Raw genomic sequence first — 16140 nt, forward strand, 5'->3', positions numbered from 1 at the left:
CGCCGGACCGACGTGGGTCTGCCGTCATTGCGGGGAGGCTTCGCCTTCCTGAAACAGGTATCTCTGGACCATCGCGACCAAAGTGTCCGAGAAGAGGCGATCGTCGCTGATCGAAGTCGCGAATTCGGGCCCGTACGCCACCCGGAGAACCAGCGTCGAGAACGCTGTGTTGAAGGCGGCGCGGACAGCGAGGTCGGGGTCCGGCTGATCGATGTGCTCACGGTCCGTCAGCAACACCGTACTGACGAGACGCCCCAGTTCACGACTGTAGGCCGCCCCGCGTCGATAGATCTCGGGGTGTACACCCGAGATCAGGACCACCGATCGTAGGAACGCGGCGTGGCGGTCGAAAACGGCCGCCATCTGCACGACGGCTTCACGTGCCAGCGCCGTCCCCGCGAACTCGTTCCAGTGCTGCCGGTCCATGAATACCGCGTGGTCTGCGCGGACTCGGGCGATGCCGTGCTCGTACACGGCCAGGAACAACGCGTCCTTGGTGTCGACCCGGTCGTACACCGCTCGCGGGGCGATGCCGGCCCGGTCGCAGACCGCCGCGATCGTGAACGCCTCATAACCGCCCTCCTCCAGCAGCGCCAAACCGGCGTCGAGCACACGGTTCCACGCCTCACGAGTGCGGCGTTGCAACGGCGGTCGCACCGTGAGCGGCGAGCTATCGGGAACAGCGGGAGTCACGATGCCATCATGCTCGATCTTTGCGTCAGGTCCGCGAACGGGGTTGACAGGCGAAGGCGCGATGCTATCGTCTCAGTCACACTAAACCGTAGTGCATACTACGCTTTGGTGGGTGGCAGTTCTCGTGAGGAGTAAACAACTGTGGTGATCGTTGTGGGGGTAGCGCGCGTGCGTCCCGGATGTCTCGGCGATGTCGAGGACGCCGCGCGCCGGATGGCTGTGGCGACTCGCTCCGATCCGGGTTGTCACCTCTATCGGTTCGCCGCCGATCTGGAGGATCCCGAGACCATCGTGAGTGTCGAGATGTGGGCGGATCGAGCAGCGCTGGATTCCCATCTGGCACATGCGCACACGACCGAGTTCCTTGCGCAGGTCACATCCCTGGTCGAGGGAACTCCCGAGATGACGTTCCACGACACCCTGCCCGTCGATCTTCGATGACCTGCCCAGGCACGTCTCATCGAATTCTGTAATTTCTCGTTCGATTCTCAATGAGGAGAAGTGCTGTGAATTCCCCTGTGGCGCAACGTGGCCGGGTGGCTGTCGTCGGCGCGGGCCCGGCCGGTATGGCCACCGCATTGTCGGTGCACCAAGCCGGTCACGACGTAGTCCTGTTGGAGCGCTACCCGCGAGCCCGTCCTGCCGGCAACATCCTCAACTTGTGGCCGCCGCCGATCAAAGCGCTGGGTTTGATGGGCGTCGACATCGACGATCTCGGCGCACCCTGTTATTCCGAATTTCGTTCGGCAAGCGGACGGCGGCGTGTAGCGGTGAACCTGCCGCAGCATGTGCTGGACGCGTACGGCGGCGGGTTCATCGGACTGCTGCGTCCGGATCTCTACGAGCGGCTGCTCGCGGCGCTCCCGCCCAATGTGCTGCAGGTCGACCGGCGAGTCGAAAGCTTCGAGCAGGACGCGGACGGCGTCCGATTGCACATGGCCGACGGCGACCACCTCGACGTCGATGTGCTGGTGGGAGCCGATGGAATCGACTCCATGATACGCCGGACGTTGTGGGGCGATTCCCCGAAGCGGGAGCACAATCTGCATATCTTCGGCGGTTATACCTTCGAAGATATCGAGGCTGAGCGGGGCTTGTGCATCCTGTCTCACAGCCGCGATGTGCAAGGCAGTTGGACTGCCATTCGCAGCAAGGGACGCAACGGATTCCAATGGTGGGTACTGGGCGCCCACGACGGGAAGAAGGAATTCACCGGAGATCTGTACGCCACCGCGACGCAGATGGCGGCGCCGTTCGCCGCACCGCTGCCGCAACTGGTGGCGGCCACCTCGGCGGACCACGTGCAGCACTGGGTACTGCGTGACCGGAAGCCGTTGCGGCAGTGGTCGAAAGGCCGTGTCACGCTGGTCGGTGACGCGGCGCACTCCACGTCACCGTATGCCGCGTATGGTGCCGGGATGGCAACAGAGGACGGATACTTCCTCGGCCGCCGTCTGGCCGGACTGGATCTGTCCAGCCTGTCCGCGGTCACTCGAGCGCTCACCGAATATGAGACGCCACGCAAGCCGCATACTGCGCGTCAATCCCAGCAGGCATACTTCCTGGGGCAGTTGTTCCACCACACACCGAAGCCGGTACAGATCGTCCGGGATCTCGTCCTGGATCACACTCCACTGCTGCAGAAAGTGGTTGGCGAGTCCTCGCCGGGCGAAATCATCAGCCAGTTGGACAAGATCGACGAAGCCGAAGCTGCTTTCGTTCGAGCCCTCGGCCGGCAGTAACGCAATCCGCTTCGGTGCGGTGCTCCTTGTCAGCAAGGAGCACCGCACCGAAGCGAACATGGTAAGGGCAGCGAACATTCAGAGCCGCGGAACAATCCAACCAGTTGCCCAATAAATCGGTTATCGCAGAACCGGTGGGGAGGTGTTACCCGGCCCGCCGAGCGTAACTGTCGTTTCGGCCAAGGAGTGGGTGCTGCTGATGATCCCCATGCCCACATCCTGGAAGGGCGGCGCGGCGATGGTTCGTGAGTGAGTGATCCGGCCGAGTCGGGATTCGCCCATGAAACGATCCCGCCGTCGCCCCTGGTGGTGGCGTTCACCTCGTCGTGGACCACGGCGAAACTGATGCCGACCCCGCGAGCGATTTCGCGTAGCGATCGGCCTTCGGTGTGCCGGGCCACAGGATCCCGCTTGTCGTCGTTGACGACGCGGGGTCGCCCGCCTCTGCGGCCGCGTCGTGCTGCGGATTCCGGTCCGTTGCGGGTCTTGCGGGCGAGGGGCTGCCCCGGCTTTCTCGTCATTGCAGTCGTCGTCGGATGGTTCGTCAGATCGTTGAGGAGCTCGGATTCGGAAGGGTGAACTTTATAGAGGGAGTGCGCCTTCGGCCGCAGATGTTCGCTTCCCGTGTTCGCCTACGAGGGCATGCGGGTACGTTCGGTCCGGGAGGCGGCGATACGGCGGGACGCGAGTGCCTCCGCTTGTCGCCTATCGGAGCCGGTGAGGCGTTCCAGGATGACCGCGAGGGGGCGGATGCCCCCGTGGCCGCCCCAGGAGCCGTCCGGAATCTCGGTCGGGAACACCCACACCCGGCCAGGGTCGCGCGGCCAGGCGCCCGCCTCGGCATCGAGCACTGCCGCCGTCACCTCGGCCACGACCTCGGCGCGCGCCGCCGCGGGCAACTGGCCCTCCGGGACGGTGGCCACCACCTTGTAGCGCGGTGCGTCGGCGCGCGGCCCGCCCACGTACACCGCGGCGGGGCGGTGCACAAACACCCACGAGGCGGCGCGTGTGACCGGATCGGCGGGGTCGAAACCCTCGGCGCGAATGAGGATCTCGGTGAGACGTTCGACGAGCGCGGCCTCCGCGCCTGCGGTGATCGCCCCTTCTGGCAGGTGGACATCGAGCATCGGCATGACCCAGCCTCCTGGATTCAATAATTAAATCCAGGAGACCGTATCCTGCTGAGTTTCGATCGTCAACTCAGCTGCTATGCTGAGGCGATGGCCGTGGAACGTATCGATCCCTCGAACTGCTCGGTCGGGCGCGCCCTGGCCGTGATCGGCGAGCGCTGGACCCTGCTGATCGTCCGGGAGGCTCTCGACGGGGCGGCCCGCTTCGACGACTTCCGGCAACGTCTCGGCATCGCGCGAAACCTGCTCACGACCCGGCTGGACACCCTCGTGCAGGCCGGCATCATGGAACGGATCCCCTATCGCGTACTGGGCGCCCGCCTGCGCCACGAATACCGCCTGACACCCCGCGGCCAAGACCTCCGACCGGTACTCGTGGCCCTGCTCCAGTGGGGCGACACCTATCTCGCCGATCCCGAGGGACCGTCCGTCATCGTGCGCCATCATCCCGAGGGAACCGGCGCGAGTTGCGGTGCGCGGGTTCACCTGTCACTGGAATGCGGGGCAGGACACCGGGACCTGACACCCACCGAGCTCCGCCGTACCCCCGGCCCGGCCGCCCACCTCCTGCCGTCGTCGGCGGACGGTGTGTGATCCCATTCGCACCTCCACGACGACCGGCGCCGTTCGCCGCCGCCCATATCGCGATGCTGCTCGGCTTCGGTGCCGCGCTGGCCGCGTATCTGTTACTGCACCAACCCGATCCCAGCGCACCACGGAGGCTGACGCTGTCCGCGAGCAGGACAGGCAGTTTCACCGAGCGGTACCCGAAAGCGGTCGAGCAGCCGGGGCACCAGACGGCAGCGATCCGGATCGGCGGTGTCACCGCGCCGGCTCGCATCGCCGACGATTCGCAGCAGGATCGGTCGACGTGCCTGACGCTGCTGTGCACCTACCTGCGCACACCGGGAGGATCGACCGACATGCCCGCCAGGCCGCATTGTTCCACCTCGCCGCCGGCATGCCCGCCCCGGTCCTCGCCGAACTGCTCGGCCTACACCCCAATACGGCCGCCGGCGGGGCGGGGCTCGCCGCCGCCGACGTGGCTGTGATGGTCAGCCGAAGATGCCGCTGAGTGCTCCGAACGGTCACCCCGTCCGCGCCTGTGAGTTGGAGAGCTCGGAGTCACCCGGCCGAAGTCGGACCACTGTCGGCCGAGTAGGCCCGCACCTCGAGATCAAGATCATCGATCCGACCACAGGGCGCACGGTGCCCCGCGGCGAGCCGGGGGAACTGTGCACCCGCGGCTATTCGGTCATGCTCGGCTACTGGAACGAGCCCGACCGAACCGCCGAGGCGATCGACAGCGCACGCTGGATGCCACCGCCGGCGTCGCGGGAGAGGTCGCGCCGCTGAACCCGGCGGTGCCGCTGAAGGCGAGGGCCAGTTGGCGCGCGAGCTGCGCGGGTCGTGCGTGCCGCTGCGTTCGGCTTCCTGCTGGAAAAACGAGACGGTGGTGCCCGGGCCGAGGCCGGGTGCCGGTGTCACGCGGGTCGGGTGTGCCGGTCGGTGTGTCGGGGGATGCGTTCGTGGGCGGTGAGCAGTAGGTGGTCGAATTGGCTACGGCTGGCCGGTGGCCCCGGTGGCAGGGTGTCGAGTTCGGTGACGATCCGGGCCGCGAGGTCCCGCAGTTTCGTGTTCGTCTCCTGCGATCGCCACCGCAGCACGTCGAAGGCCCGGTCGGCGCTGATGCGGTAGACGTACATGAGGATGCCTTTGAGCTGTTCGATGACCGCGCGGTCCTCGAACACCTCCGGCAGGGCGTCGGCGATCACCTCACGGCGGTGCTCGGCGAAGGTGTCGGTGACGTCGATGTAATAACCGGCGGTCCCGGTCACGGTGCCGGTGTCGTCGAGCAGCCGGTCCGACACCACGATCACGTGGTGCACACGCCCGCGGTGTCGAGGAACCGGTGCCGCGAGGAGAACGGCTCCCCGGTGTCGAGTGAATGCGCGATCGCGTCCGCGACCTGGGCACGGTCGTCGGGATGCTTGTGCGCCAGCAGCAATTCCGTCGTCGGTGTCACCACACCGGGCTCATAGCCGTGCATCCGGGCGATCTCGTCGGACCATTCCCAGCGCTGCCCGTCGAACCAGAACCGGAAACTACCGACCTTCTGCGACCGGCCCGCCGCGATGATCTCCACCGCCGGGCCAGAAACACTGCCCGCCGTCGCCTTCCTCACTGTCACGCACAAATTATCCGACACCCCCGCACAGGAAACCAGCCACCGCACACCTGGTCACCGGCACCGCGACCGATCCATCCCGCAACCCGGCCCTAACTGCTGCGGCGGGTCGCCCGCCGGGGTGTTGCCTCCCCTGGCGAGGTGTGGTCGCACGGCGCTATTCTCCCAGGCGACCGAGAGGAGGGTGACCGTGCACGACGGGGAAGTTCCGCAGCTGCTGACCGTGTCGGAGCATCACTACGGTGGCATCGTCGTAGTGGCCGCCGTAGGGGAGATCGACATCACGTCGGCGGCGGTGCTGAGCAGTGCGCTCGAGGCCGTCACGCCGGCGGCTGACGCGCTGGTCGTGGACCTGTCCGCGGTCGGTTTCATGGGCTCGGTGGGATTCACCGTGCTGCTGGCCGCCGCCGAGAATCGCGGCCCGCGTCAGTTGCGGGTGGTGGTGTCACCCCAGGTCCGCCGGCCGCTCGAGATGATGGGGCTGGACCAGGTCCTGGACCTGTACCACTCCCTGGACCTGGCACTCGGCGACGGCCCCAGCGCCACCGCCTGATCAGTCCGGTGGCGGCGACCGGGTGAGCGACATCCGGCAACCCTGAGGTGGCTCGGGCGTCGCCGAGAGTGGCCGGGCGAGCCGTGTTCTGCCTGGATCGGGATCGCTCAGGCTACGGCGTCGGGCCGCCGGTGACATGCCGGGCAGGTCGAGATAGTCAGTTGTGCATGCCCGACTCGGCCATCGCGGTGACAGCCAAGCGTCCGAGCGCATTGGAAGCCAGGGGGCTGTCGCCGGTGACCAGTTTGCGGTCCTGGTGCACTCGGCCGGTCATGTCGTCGTTGACAACGCGCAAGCCGTGCTCCCGCAGCCGCTGCGCGACGAACCAGCGCATCCGGCCCGGGAGATAGCCGATGTCGATATTGGGGCCCTGATCGATGGCGTCGGGGAAGACGCAGACGCTGTAGCCGTCGAACGGTGACTTGCCCTCGTTGTCGGCCGTGGCCAGCAAAGCCGCGGGCCCGTGGCACAGCGTGATGATGAAGCGATCGTTGTCCAGCGCCCAGTTCAGCGTTGCGCTCACTTCCGGGCTGTGCGGGATTGCGTTCACCGCGCCGTGCCCGCCGGGGATGAAGACCGCGGCGTAGTCGGGTCCGAGTCGGGCGTCCGCCAGCCGGGTCGGGGACTGCAACTGCGGGAGGAACTTCTCGTAGGCGCGCTGGACTGCCGCGTCTTCCGCAGGCATGGCCCACAGCTCCAGCTTGGCCATATTGCCCGAGATCGTGGCGATCTCGATCTCGTACCCGGCCGCGTCCAGATGCATCAGCGGCAGGAGCAGCTCCACCGGGTGGTTACCCGTGGAGAACAGCGCCCCGTCCTCGAGTCGCAGGTACCGTTCGTCGGTCGCGATCATGAGGACTTTGCGGGGACCGCTTCGCACGCGTGGGTGGTCAGCGCCATCGAAGTCGGTTTTCGGCGGGACGTACTGCTCGAGTGAGTACGCCGACGGGAAGAACGCGTTGTGTTCGGCCCGGTCAGCCACAGGCGTCTTCGAGGTCATGGAGAACTCTCCTTCTTCCGGTTACCCGAGAATGATGTTCAGGGTCCAAACATCCGTCCCGCTATATCATCCAGCTACCAGTCAGCTACCGCTGGAACGTTTGAGGGAAGATCCGGATACCAAACTGGAACGCCGCCTCAGCCGGGAAGGTCGGTGCAACGCCGGGCCGGCCTTCAATCCCTGCCGCCCTGGCGAACACTCCGGCTTACGCGCAACCGGCTCGGATGCGGCGTAGAGGCTACCCCGGCTTATGCTGATCGCAGCTCGGAACCGAGTTCGACACGGTCGCGTCATCGCCGTGTTGCAGAGGCCGGTCTGGGCCGTGCAGATGGTGCGCACCTGAACCCACCCGAGTCAGCGACATCCCATCCTTATCGTGACCGCCGAGGGCACGAACCTGCGGCACAGCCGCACAGCGGACTTGACCAAGATCGGCAGCCCACCGCGCGTATCCAGGATCGCCGCCGGCGGACAACCTGCCTACCGCCTCCCGAGAGGCCACCGGCCAACCACCTACCCACACCATCAGCGGTCTCCGCACCAAATCCCACCGCGCGGGCGAACGCAGCTAATGCCGCTGGTCGCGCTAACCTCGTTGCGCCGCACAGCATCCGCTCATGATGGTGGTCATCACCGGCGCCGCGGACCGGGATCCCGACGCGGCGACGGTGATGATGGAGCAGGGCCGCGCCAGCTGGGTCCGCGTCCACACCGAGATCCGCCACTGACCCGCAGGGCAGCCGGCGACGAGCAGCCCGGTCGTCCGCCGCCGTCCGTCGGGTGGCGGCGGACCGAACCGATCACCCGGGATGGCCCCGAGCGGTGAGTCACGGCTGGGAACCCGGCTCGAAGGGATCGCACGCCGCCGGATCTGATCGTGTCTCGGGCTGACTGCCGCTGTTCTCAGGGTGTGTTTCGGTCGGGACCCGGTTCGGGTGAAGGGGTGACCGAGGCGGTGGTGCGGCCGCGAGACTGGCGGCATGGCGAACTTCCCGAGCGGTCACTTCACCATCACCACCAACGACACCGGCCGCTGCCTGCGCACCGACCTCGGCGCCACCCGCGTCCTCCACACCGGCCACCGCGCGGACACCCCAGACGAGACGACTCCGGCACCGTCGCTCGAACTGGGCGACTCCGACCGCGCGACCGTGACAGCCTGGTACCTCGACACCACCTACGACCGCGACCACCGGGCCCCCCGCAACCAGCTCGTCAGCGTCGCCGCCCGCGAACAGCGCAACATCGGCGACTACTGCGTGACCCTCGACAGCGACAGCGCACCCGAGGAGGAACTGCCGGACCGGCAGGCGCGCACACACCGCAGGGCGGACTTGGAACACCTCATGCCCAGCGAATGGGGACAGCCCGGCAGCAAGAGCGTGGAAGTAACCCGGACATGGCACGACTTCTGCGGGCCCTACACACACGAACTGTTCCACCAATGGGGCGAGAACGCCGAGGAGATGCTGCTGCTGATCTGCGAGGACGATCCTCCCGCCCAGTGGCATGGCACCGACGCACAGGTCCTGTTCGACGCGGTCAAGGCCTACCACGTCGAATCGAGCCAACCCCTACCGAAAGTCACCGCCGCCGATCTTCACCACCGCGACACCGCGATCACGATGGACAGCTGCACCGCCGACCGCGCCACCGGCGTCACCTACCAGTGGCAGACCGACGGCCACTACATCTGGGGCGCCGACAGCACCACGATCCCCAGCCACCGGACCTACTGGACCGACAACGGCTCCCACGGCCTGGTCGCCCGCCGGAAAGGCGGCACCGGCCAGACCTGGACCTGCACACCCGTATAACGGCACCACAACCCGCGCACAGCTCCCGACCAAACAGACTGTCCCTCACTTCCGGCATGAAGCCGGACAATGCGCAGGTCGGGACTCCACAGGAAGGACCTGGTCGGTGACCTCGAAGCCAGTCGGTGGCGAAGCGGTGGTAATCAGGACCCGGCCCCGCCCAGCGGTATAACTCACCGGTGTGCAACTGATGAATCGTTGCCAAATTCATCCCGGATTTGACATCACAACAGACTGAAGTCAATCGATACGGGTGGTATCACCTGGACACCACGGAAATCCCGCCACCTGCACAAGTAGGACGCAGATCAAGATAGGGACGGCCCCGAGCTATTCATCCTTGGCCCATAACCAAGGATCACATCCCGCGCGGCGCGCTTCGACGACGTCGATGTTGCGTCTGCCCGGGGCGGGCGTGCGCGTCGAGGTGTAGAGCATGGTGGCTCTCGCCAGCAGCACAGCGATAGACAGGACTGAACCGTCTGCGTGACAACCATTTTGGCGCACCTGCTGCATGACACATCACCGACGGCCTCATAGCGAGGCCCGGACGCCGTCAGCCGAGTGACTACCCACCCGACCGACGACGAGCCGACGGCAACGCCCACAGAATTGCTAACGCCCAGCAACCCATCCGGAATTACGAATTTTCTACGAATCTGCGCGCGGTCCCACCGGGAATCGATGGGAAACGTCCATGAAGTTCGCGAGAGCCGATTCAATAGCCAGAAGTTAGCCGTTGGTTCGGGCGCTCCGGCGCGCCACTTGCGACATGCCGGAGCGCCTCTCACCGAATCCCGTGGGTGGGCCGATGAGCCACTTCCAACCGACGTCGCTACGAGCCAGCGTGTCCGCTGCGACGGGGTGCACCACACGCGCTATCGGAGGGCCGATCGCCCACCAGCCAGGCGCATCGTCCCCCGGCGGTGCAACGCGTCCTTGATGCTGCTCGCAGCGAACCCGGACAACTTCCCACACGTCACCAGGGAATGACCGGCCAGATACAACCGCTCCACATGATCGACCTCCGACTCGGTCAACGACTGATAACGCCGCTGCATCCCGCGCTTCGACAACTGATAACGCACAGCATTCTTCGATATCCCATATCTATCGGCCAACTCCGCAGTCGATGAACCATCCCGATACGCCCGAACCAACTCCTCGATCACCACGCCCGACAACCGACGCTCCACCAGACGCGGCACCTCCCGAACCGGTTCGACCGGCCTGGGGCGGCGCCGTCGCCCAGCGTGCTCCAGCGCAATACCGGACTCGACCGCGCGCCGAACCACCTCAAGTTTCTGCAGGTCAAGACGGTTCGAATATCGTGTCGCCAGGTCCACAGGTCGACAAAGCCGCAGGTTAGCGGCCTATCTCTTTGTCGCATTCGTGTAGTTATCCGAACTATTTCCTTACCGCGACGAACATAGTCCGAGCGGGGCGGCGCCCGGTTCGCGACCGCCACCACCGAGATTCGCCTGGAACGACGATCCGCAGCAGAAGCCGACCAACGCGCTCCCGGATCCCTGGCCACCGAAAGTGCCCGAAAGCGTCGAGAAGACGAGCTGACCGAACTCCATACCCGGTCCTGCGCGGCACCGAGGCCCCACCGCCCTCAACTCCCTGACAACTCAGCGCATAACCGACATTACCCACCGAGTCCGGCTCCCAGCCGTGTGCGGTGACGCCGCTGCCGAGGCCACCGCGGCGCGGTTGCGGTCGGTGATCGACAATCTGATCGCCGCCGGTCAGTGGCGCTGTTGTCGCGCAACAGCTCACGCCAGCACGCGTCCGTCGGGCATTTCGGCACCTGCGCCCGAACATCGCTTGTCCAGCCAGTGCGCCGAAACCCTCACGTCCTGGTCCAGGCCGACCAGCAGGACGCCGAAAACAGCGGCCCGCACCCCGCTATGACATCCGCATGAAGGCCACCAGCAACACTCCCGCACCAACCCCGGCAGGACCGCGGCCCCGCCGACAAGGTTAAAACTCGAGCTGGTTCTGCGACGTGGTTGTCGGTCATGCTCAGTCGCGGTAGCCGGGGACTTGTGCGGAGTGCCAGTGGAAGGCCGGTCCGGCATCTCGGGTGAATCCGTAGAGTTGGTTGCCGACGCGGGCGATGACTTCGAGGTTCTGTGGCACAAGGAAGTTGCTTTGGATCATGGTCACCGCGTCGATGTGCCCGAGATCCGTACCGAATCGGGTCAGCGCCGACCAGGGCAGGGCTGGGTTGTCGTTGTCCCGGGACAGATGGGCAAGTCCTTTGTCCGCCATGGGTGTGACGAGTTCGAAGTTGCCGCGCTGCCCGAAGTTGCCCTGGATCAGGACCGGGTTTCCGCTGGCTCCTCCGTCGAGGATGGTGGTAGGTCCGTGCCACGTGGTGCCGGGCCCGCCCCGGGAGAAGTGCACCAGCTTCTCGCCGATTCGCGCGACGACTTCGAGGTTTCCGGCAAAGAAGTTGCTCTGGATCATGCTGACGGCCTCGACGGGGTCCGTGCCACCGAATCGGGTTGTGGTGCCGAGCCATTCGGTCTCGGCCCCGCCGCGCCAGAAATGGGCGAGCCCGCCGTCGGCCATCGGTGCGACGAGTTCCAGATTGCCGGGCTGCACTGGGGTTTGCCCGAAACTGCTCTCTATGAGAGCGGGGGTCCCGCGCACCCCGGATCGTGCGATGTGGATCGGTCCACGCCAAGTGAACGGGGTGGTGAAATGGTCGCGGGTGAAGTGTACGAGGCCGTCACCGAAGCGCGCGACGGCTTCGAAGTTGCCGTGTCCGAAGTCGCCGGGAACGAATCTGCTCTGGATCATGGTGACCGCGTCGGCGATGCCGCTGTCCTGGCCGAACGGTTCTCCGAAGGCCCAGAAGAAGGAGCCGTTGTTGTCCAGGGACCAGCGGTCGAGCCCGCCGGCGGCGAACGGTGTCAGGAAGTCGAATTCGCCGCGGCCCAGTCCCGGGAATCCGCCGTCCTGTCCGAAGGTGCTCTGGATCAGAGCGGGGACGCCACGGACACCGGTTCGCATGGGCAAGTGGATGAACCGACCGATCGAAGGGACCGGCTGGCCGTCGGCCTCGGCGACGACGAACAGCAGATACCACCCCGGTGGCGCCAGATTGCCGTTCCTGGGTGCGGAGACGCGCAGTTCGCCGTTGCCGCGAGTGAAACGCAGTCCGACGTAGCGTTGGTCGGAATTGAATGCGTGTGTGGTCGAACCTGCCCGCAGCAATGCGATGTCGCGAATCCGGTCGCTGTCGGGTGTTTTCACGGCGAAAGCAGTGTCGTAGGTGATGGTTTCAGGTGCCGAGGTGATCAGTGGGCGATCGGGGCGCGAGAAGTAAGGCGGCTCGTAGATCTCGATCACCAGTTCGCGATTGTCGATCGTCTGCCCGGGGTGTGCGGGATCGGGGTCGGCGGCGTTGTGTGGCAATTCATTGGGGGGCGGGAGTTTCGGGTTTCCGAGATCGTCGAGGTAGTTGCTCGACGTGTGATAGCTCCAGTCGGCACCTTTGCTCGTACCGGCGGTGAAGACGCGGCCGTCGGGCATCAGCAGCACGACCGAGTGGTATCCCCGCGGCACGCTCGCCGTGCCCCCATCGGGCAGTGTGGACCACGAGCGCGTCGCCGGATCGAATACCTCGCTGACCATGACCGAGCCGGTAGCGGGATTGAAGCCACCGGACAACAGGACTTCTTTCGTGGGCAGGATGACCGCGGTGGCGTCGAAGCGCGCCGGCGCAATCGTCGTCCCGACCGGTTGACGGGCCGAGGTGGGTCGCCACTCCGGTCCGGCGGACAGCGGTTCGATGAGGTGAGGATGGAAACCGCCACATATGAGAATCTGCGGTTTGTAGGCAGGCGGGACGAGTGGCAGTAGCACTGCGGTGCGATTGTATCCCTCATAGCTGTGCAGGTTCTTTTCGTCGCTGTGGTCTTCCGGGGGCCGGGGCGCGACATCACGCCAGCCCGGGGGATTCGGCCGCCACGCCTGACAGCGCATCGGATTCTGGCCTGGTACAGGGGTTTCGGTGCGCATCGCACTGACGGAGAACACCTCACCGTTGGGGAGGAGGAAAAGGCGTGGGTAGTAGGAGAGCTCGATGGTGTTCTGCAGCGGAAGCGGCAGTTCGCCGCGGGCACGCCAGGCCTCGCCGGTGAAGACTTCGACAACGGTGTTGGTGTGCACGGTGGGGGTCGGATTCGACATCGGTGAGGCAGCCACATGCCCCGACAACGCCAGCAGGCTGCCGTCGCTCAAGGTGACCAGCGTCGGATACCACCGGCCGGTTACCTGGGTGCCGTCCCCGCGTACCAGCAGCGACATGTCCGCGGTCCGAGTCCAATGGCCGCGGCCGTCCGGCGGGTCGGGGTCGAAATCCCAGGTGTAGCGCAACCCGGTGAAATGTCCCGCCATGTGGTGCCCTCCGGCGCCGGCGGGGTCGCCCGGCTGCGGGGCTTTCCATGTCTCGGTGCCACCGGCCACGAGCAGGTGCCCGTTGGACAGGAACGCATGCCCGCAACAGAACAGGTCGGGTGCGGGACCGTCGGACTGCATCGGCGGGGAGTCGACGATCCGGAGTGCACCGGTCGCGCAGTCGTAGATCCGAGTGGTGTCGATGCTGGTGGGGTGGGCGTGATTGCCGAGGAAGTGTCGCCCCGGGTCGTGCTCGTCACCGCCGAAGAGCAGGATTTCGTTGGTGTGCAGCAGGGCGGCGTGGACGGCGAGGATCATCTTCGTGTCGCCGGCGGGCGCGGAACGCCACAGCATCAGTTGCGACAGCCGCGGCGGGCCGGCCGTTTCGATCCTGTCCACCGTCAGCGGACCACCGACGTGGAACTCGAACACGATGCCCTGCACGTCGGTGAGATCGGCGGCCGCGGGGCCGCGGAGGTCCGCGAATGGTAAATCGGTGTATCCAGCATCGACTGTCGTGGAGGCGGACGCCTGCCCGCCGGCGGTGACGACGGTGAGAGTGAGCTCGGCCGCATCGCCGTCGAGGTGCGGAACGGTAATTCGAAGCCGGTCGACTTCGCCGTCGCGCAGATTCAGCGCCAGCGGTGTACCGGCACCATCGGCGCCGCGACCATATTCGATCGCGAGCCGCGCGCGCTGGCCGGTGCCGGGCGACAGACGCAGACGGTCCGGCCCACCGACGTCCAACCGCACCGGCTGCGATCCCGCATTCCCGATCGTCAGTGATCGTGTCCCGCCCAGCATCGCGCCGGACTGGCGGGCCGTCTCGGTCGCTGCCGCTGCGACGGTGAAACCTGCAGGGCCAGTGGTGAAATCGTCGAACACGCGGCTGACGAGCACAGTGCGGTGCGCACGCAACCCATCCGGTGTCACCGCCACCTTTCCCGCGACATCGAGTGTGAGGGAGTATGTCGTGCCGATTCCGTGAAGGGGGAAGAAGCGGTAATCGGCTTGGGACGGCACCAGAGTCAGCACATGGGTCGAAGTGCGTGACAGAACCGAGGAATTGCCCAGCAGTGTCGGCGACAGGTCGTCGGACAACGTGCGTCCGTCGATCGTTACCGGATACCCCCAGACCGTCACTGTGCGGCCCGCGGCCTGCGCGAAGCCGCGGTGGCGTGGCGCGAGTATCGCCCTCCCGTCGCGGGTGAGACCGATGCGGAAGTCGGCGAGGCCACGTGCCAACAGGTACGCGTAGTCGCCGGGTATCAGGCGGAGGGTGTGAGGTGTCTCGCGGGTGATGATGTGCCTGGGATCCCCGAGCAGCTCCGCTTGCAGATCGTGCGACAACGCCGTCAGATCGAAGGTCACCGCGTAGCCGCGAATTGTCAATGTGCGGTTGCTGATCTGTGCGCACCCCGTCAAAGCCGGATCGGAGAGCGCGAGTTGTCCGTCAGCAGTGACGGTCACACGAAAATCCGCTATGCCACGCGCGAGGAGAAACGCGTAGCTCCCGGGTATCAGGTGGAGGGTGTGGGGTACGTCGCGGGTGATGATGTGCCCCGGATCCCCGAGCAACTCCGCCTGCAGATCGTGCGACAACGCCGTCAGATCGAAGGTCACCGCATACCCGGTGATCGTCAGTGTCCGGCCCTCGATCCGGGCGCACCCGTTCAACGCCGGAGCGGGTACGGCATGGAGATCGACCATCACCAACCGACCGTCGCGAGTCAGGGTTACACAGAAATTCGCTATGCCACGCGCGAGGAGGAACGCATAGCTGCCGGGTATCAGGTGGAGGGTGTGGGGTACGTCGCGGGTGATGATGTGCCCGGGATCCCCGAGCAACTCCGCCTGCAGATCGTGCGACAACGCCGTCAGATCGAAGGTCACCGCATACCCGGTGATCGTCAGTGTCCGGCCCTCGATCCGGGCGCACCCGTTCAACGCCGGATCGGAGAATCCGAGCGTCCCATCGGCTTTCACCACAAAGGAGAAATCGGCCAGGCCACGGGCCAGCAAATAGCGGTAGGTGCCAGGAACCAGACGCAGGACGTGAGGCCCACTACGGGTCAGCGGGCCGGGGTTGCCGGTGATCCTCGGTGCGAGGTCGTGGGAGAGGCCGGTCAGATTCACCGTCACCGGGAAACCCGTCACGGTCAAGACGTCGGTTCCGCGGCCCGTCAGGAACTGATCGTTGGCCGCACTGTATTCGATGAGCCCGGCCACGGTGATCTCGAACGCGAAGCCCGGTCCGCTCTGATCGAACCTGTAGTGGCCCGGTTCCAATGACACCGTCACGCCGGCGCCACCATCCACAGGGTCGTCGATGTGTCCTGGTATGAGGAATTTCGGGTAGGCGAGCGTACCAGTGTCGATACGAACATGTGCCATCGAGCAGCCTCCACTGCAATCACGGAAAGCGGGTAGCTTCGCAAAGAAACTATGTCTCCACGGACTGCTCGCGTTCTGCCTCACTCCCGGTCAGTCGCCAGAATGTACCCTCGAATACAAGCTTCGTTCGCCTCGGTCGTCATCTCTGCCTGCCTCTGGTGAGCCTCGGAAGGGCTGGCTGCCCCACAATGGGCGGGAATCGCCGCGCAC

Annotated in this window: 12 protein-coding genes and 2 pseudogenes; 7 read left to right on the plus strand and 7 right to left on the minus strand. The window is 65.9% G+C overall.

All coding sequences use genetic code 11. The annotated features are described in order from the left end of the window. Positions 1 to 24: 24 nt before the first annotated feature. Positions 25 to 693 (minus strand): TetR/AcrR family transcriptional regulator, encoded by a 669-nt coding sequence (locus tag NRB56_RS14255; protein ID WP_319942996.1) that lies wholly within the window; start codon positions 691 to 693, stop codon positions 25 to 27. A 141-nt stretch (positions 694 to 834) separates the two neighbouring features. On the opposite strand from NRB56_RS14255, the gene NRB56_RS14260 reads away from it, so the two are divergent. Together NRB56_RS14260 and NRB56_RS14265 are read left to right on the plus strand one after the other, a co-directional pair. Then, complete coding sequence (locus NRB56_RS14260; protein WP_153342316.1) at positions 835 to 1134, plus strand: putative quinol monooxygenase; 300 nt, start codon at positions 835 to 837, stop codon at positions 1132 to 1134. A gap of 65 nt (positions 1135 to 1199) precedes the next feature. Beyond that, a complete protein-coding gene (locus NRB56_RS14265) occupies positions 1200 to 2435 on the plus strand; it encodes an FAD-dependent oxidoreductase (protein WP_319942997.1) in 1236 nt (411 codons plus the stop codon). A 632-nt stretch (positions 2436 to 3067) separates the two neighbouring features. On the opposite strand, the gene NRB56_RS14270 is transcribed toward NRB56_RS14265, so the two are convergent. Next, positions 3068 to 3568, minus strand: a complete 501-nt coding sequence (locus tag NRB56_RS14270) for a Tautomerase enzyme (protein WP_153342320.1) — start codon at positions 3566 to 3568, stop codon at positions 3068 to 3070. An 87-nt stretch (positions 3569 to 3655) separates the two neighbouring features. On the opposite strand from NRB56_RS14270, the gene NRB56_RS14275 reads away from it, so the two are divergent. The 3 genes and pseudogenes from NRB56_RS14275 to NRB56_RS14285 all read left to right on the plus strand — a co-directional run. Further along, a complete protein-coding gene (locus NRB56_RS14275) occupies positions 3656 to 4159 on the plus strand; it encodes a winged helix-turn-helix transcriptional regulator (RefSeq protein ID WP_153342322.1) in 504 nt (167 codons plus the stop codon). A gap of 53 nt (positions 4160 to 4212) precedes the next feature. Next, on the plus strand, positions 4213 to 4617 hold the full coding sequence (locus NRB56_RS14280; protein WP_153342324.1) for a hypothetical protein: 405 nt from the start codon (positions 4213 to 4215) through the stop codon (positions 4615 to 4617). Between the two features lie 88 nt (positions 4618 to 4705). Further along, a pseudogene (locus tag NRB56_RS14285) lies at positions 4706 to 4885 on the plus strand (AMP-binding protein); the annotation flags it as partial. Positions 4886 to 5049: 164 nt separating this feature from the next. On the opposite strand, the pseudogene NRB56_RS14290 reads toward NRB56_RS14285, so the two are convergent. Continuing rightward, positions 5050 to 5711, minus strand: a pseudogene (locus tag NRB56_RS14290) (PAS and ANTAR domain-containing protein). Between the two features lie 232 nt (positions 5712 to 5943). Here NRB56_RS14290 and NRB56_RS38965 point away from each other — a divergent pair. After that, positions 5944 to 6306: an STAS domain-containing protein gene (locus NRB56_RS38965; protein ID WP_319942998.1), complete on the plus strand. Its 363-nt coding sequence runs from the start codon at positions 5944 to 5946 to the stop codon at positions 6304 to 6306. Positions 6307 to 6463: 157 nt separating this feature from the next. Here the strand turns inward: NRB56_RS38965 and hchA are convergent, their stop codons facing one another. Then, positions 6464 to 7306, minus strand: a complete 843-nt coding sequence (hchA, locus tag NRB56_RS14300) for a glyoxalase III HchA (protein ID WP_153342327.1) — start codon at positions 7304 to 7306, stop codon at positions 6464 to 6466. A gap of 980 nt (positions 7307 to 8286) precedes the next feature. On the opposite strand from hchA, the gene NRB56_RS14305 reads away from it, so the two are divergent. Then, positions 8287 to 9123 carry a hypothetical protein gene (locus NRB56_RS14305; protein WP_153342329.1) on the plus strand — a complete coding sequence of 279 codons (837 nt, stop codon included), beginning with the start codon at positions 8287 to 8289 and terminating at the stop codon, positions 9121 to 9123. Between the two features lie 878 nt (positions 9124 to 10001). On the opposite strand, the gene NRB56_RS14310 is transcribed toward NRB56_RS14305, so the two are convergent. The 3 genes from NRB56_RS14310 to NRB56_RS14315 form a co-directional block, all read right to left on the minus strand. Continuing rightward, entirely contained in the window at positions 10002 to 10469 is a 468-nt protein-coding gene (locus tag NRB56_RS14310) for a hypothetical protein (protein WP_153342331.1), read from the minus strand. A gap of 432 nt (positions 10470 to 10901) precedes the next feature. Next, complete coding sequence (locus tag NRB56_RS39700) at positions 10902 to 11030, minus strand: hypothetical protein (RefSeq protein WP_264767024.1); 129 nt, start codon at positions 11028 to 11030, stop codon at positions 10902 to 10904. Between the two features lie 121 nt (positions 11031 to 11151). Next, positions 11152 to 15930 carry a galactose oxidase early set domain-containing protein gene (locus NRB56_RS14315; RefSeq protein WP_227837727.1) on the minus strand — a complete coding sequence of 1593 codons (4779 nt, stop codon included), beginning with the start codon at positions 15928 to 15930 and terminating at the stop codon, positions 11152 to 11154. Positions 15931 to 16140: the final 210 nt, after the last annotated feature.

The sequence above is a fragment of the Nocardia aurantia genome (genome assembly GCF_009604425.1).
In the GTDB taxonomy this organism is placed as follows: domain Bacteria; phylum Actinomycetota; class Actinomycetes; order Mycobacteriales; family Mycobacteriaceae; genus Nocardia; species Nocardia aurantia.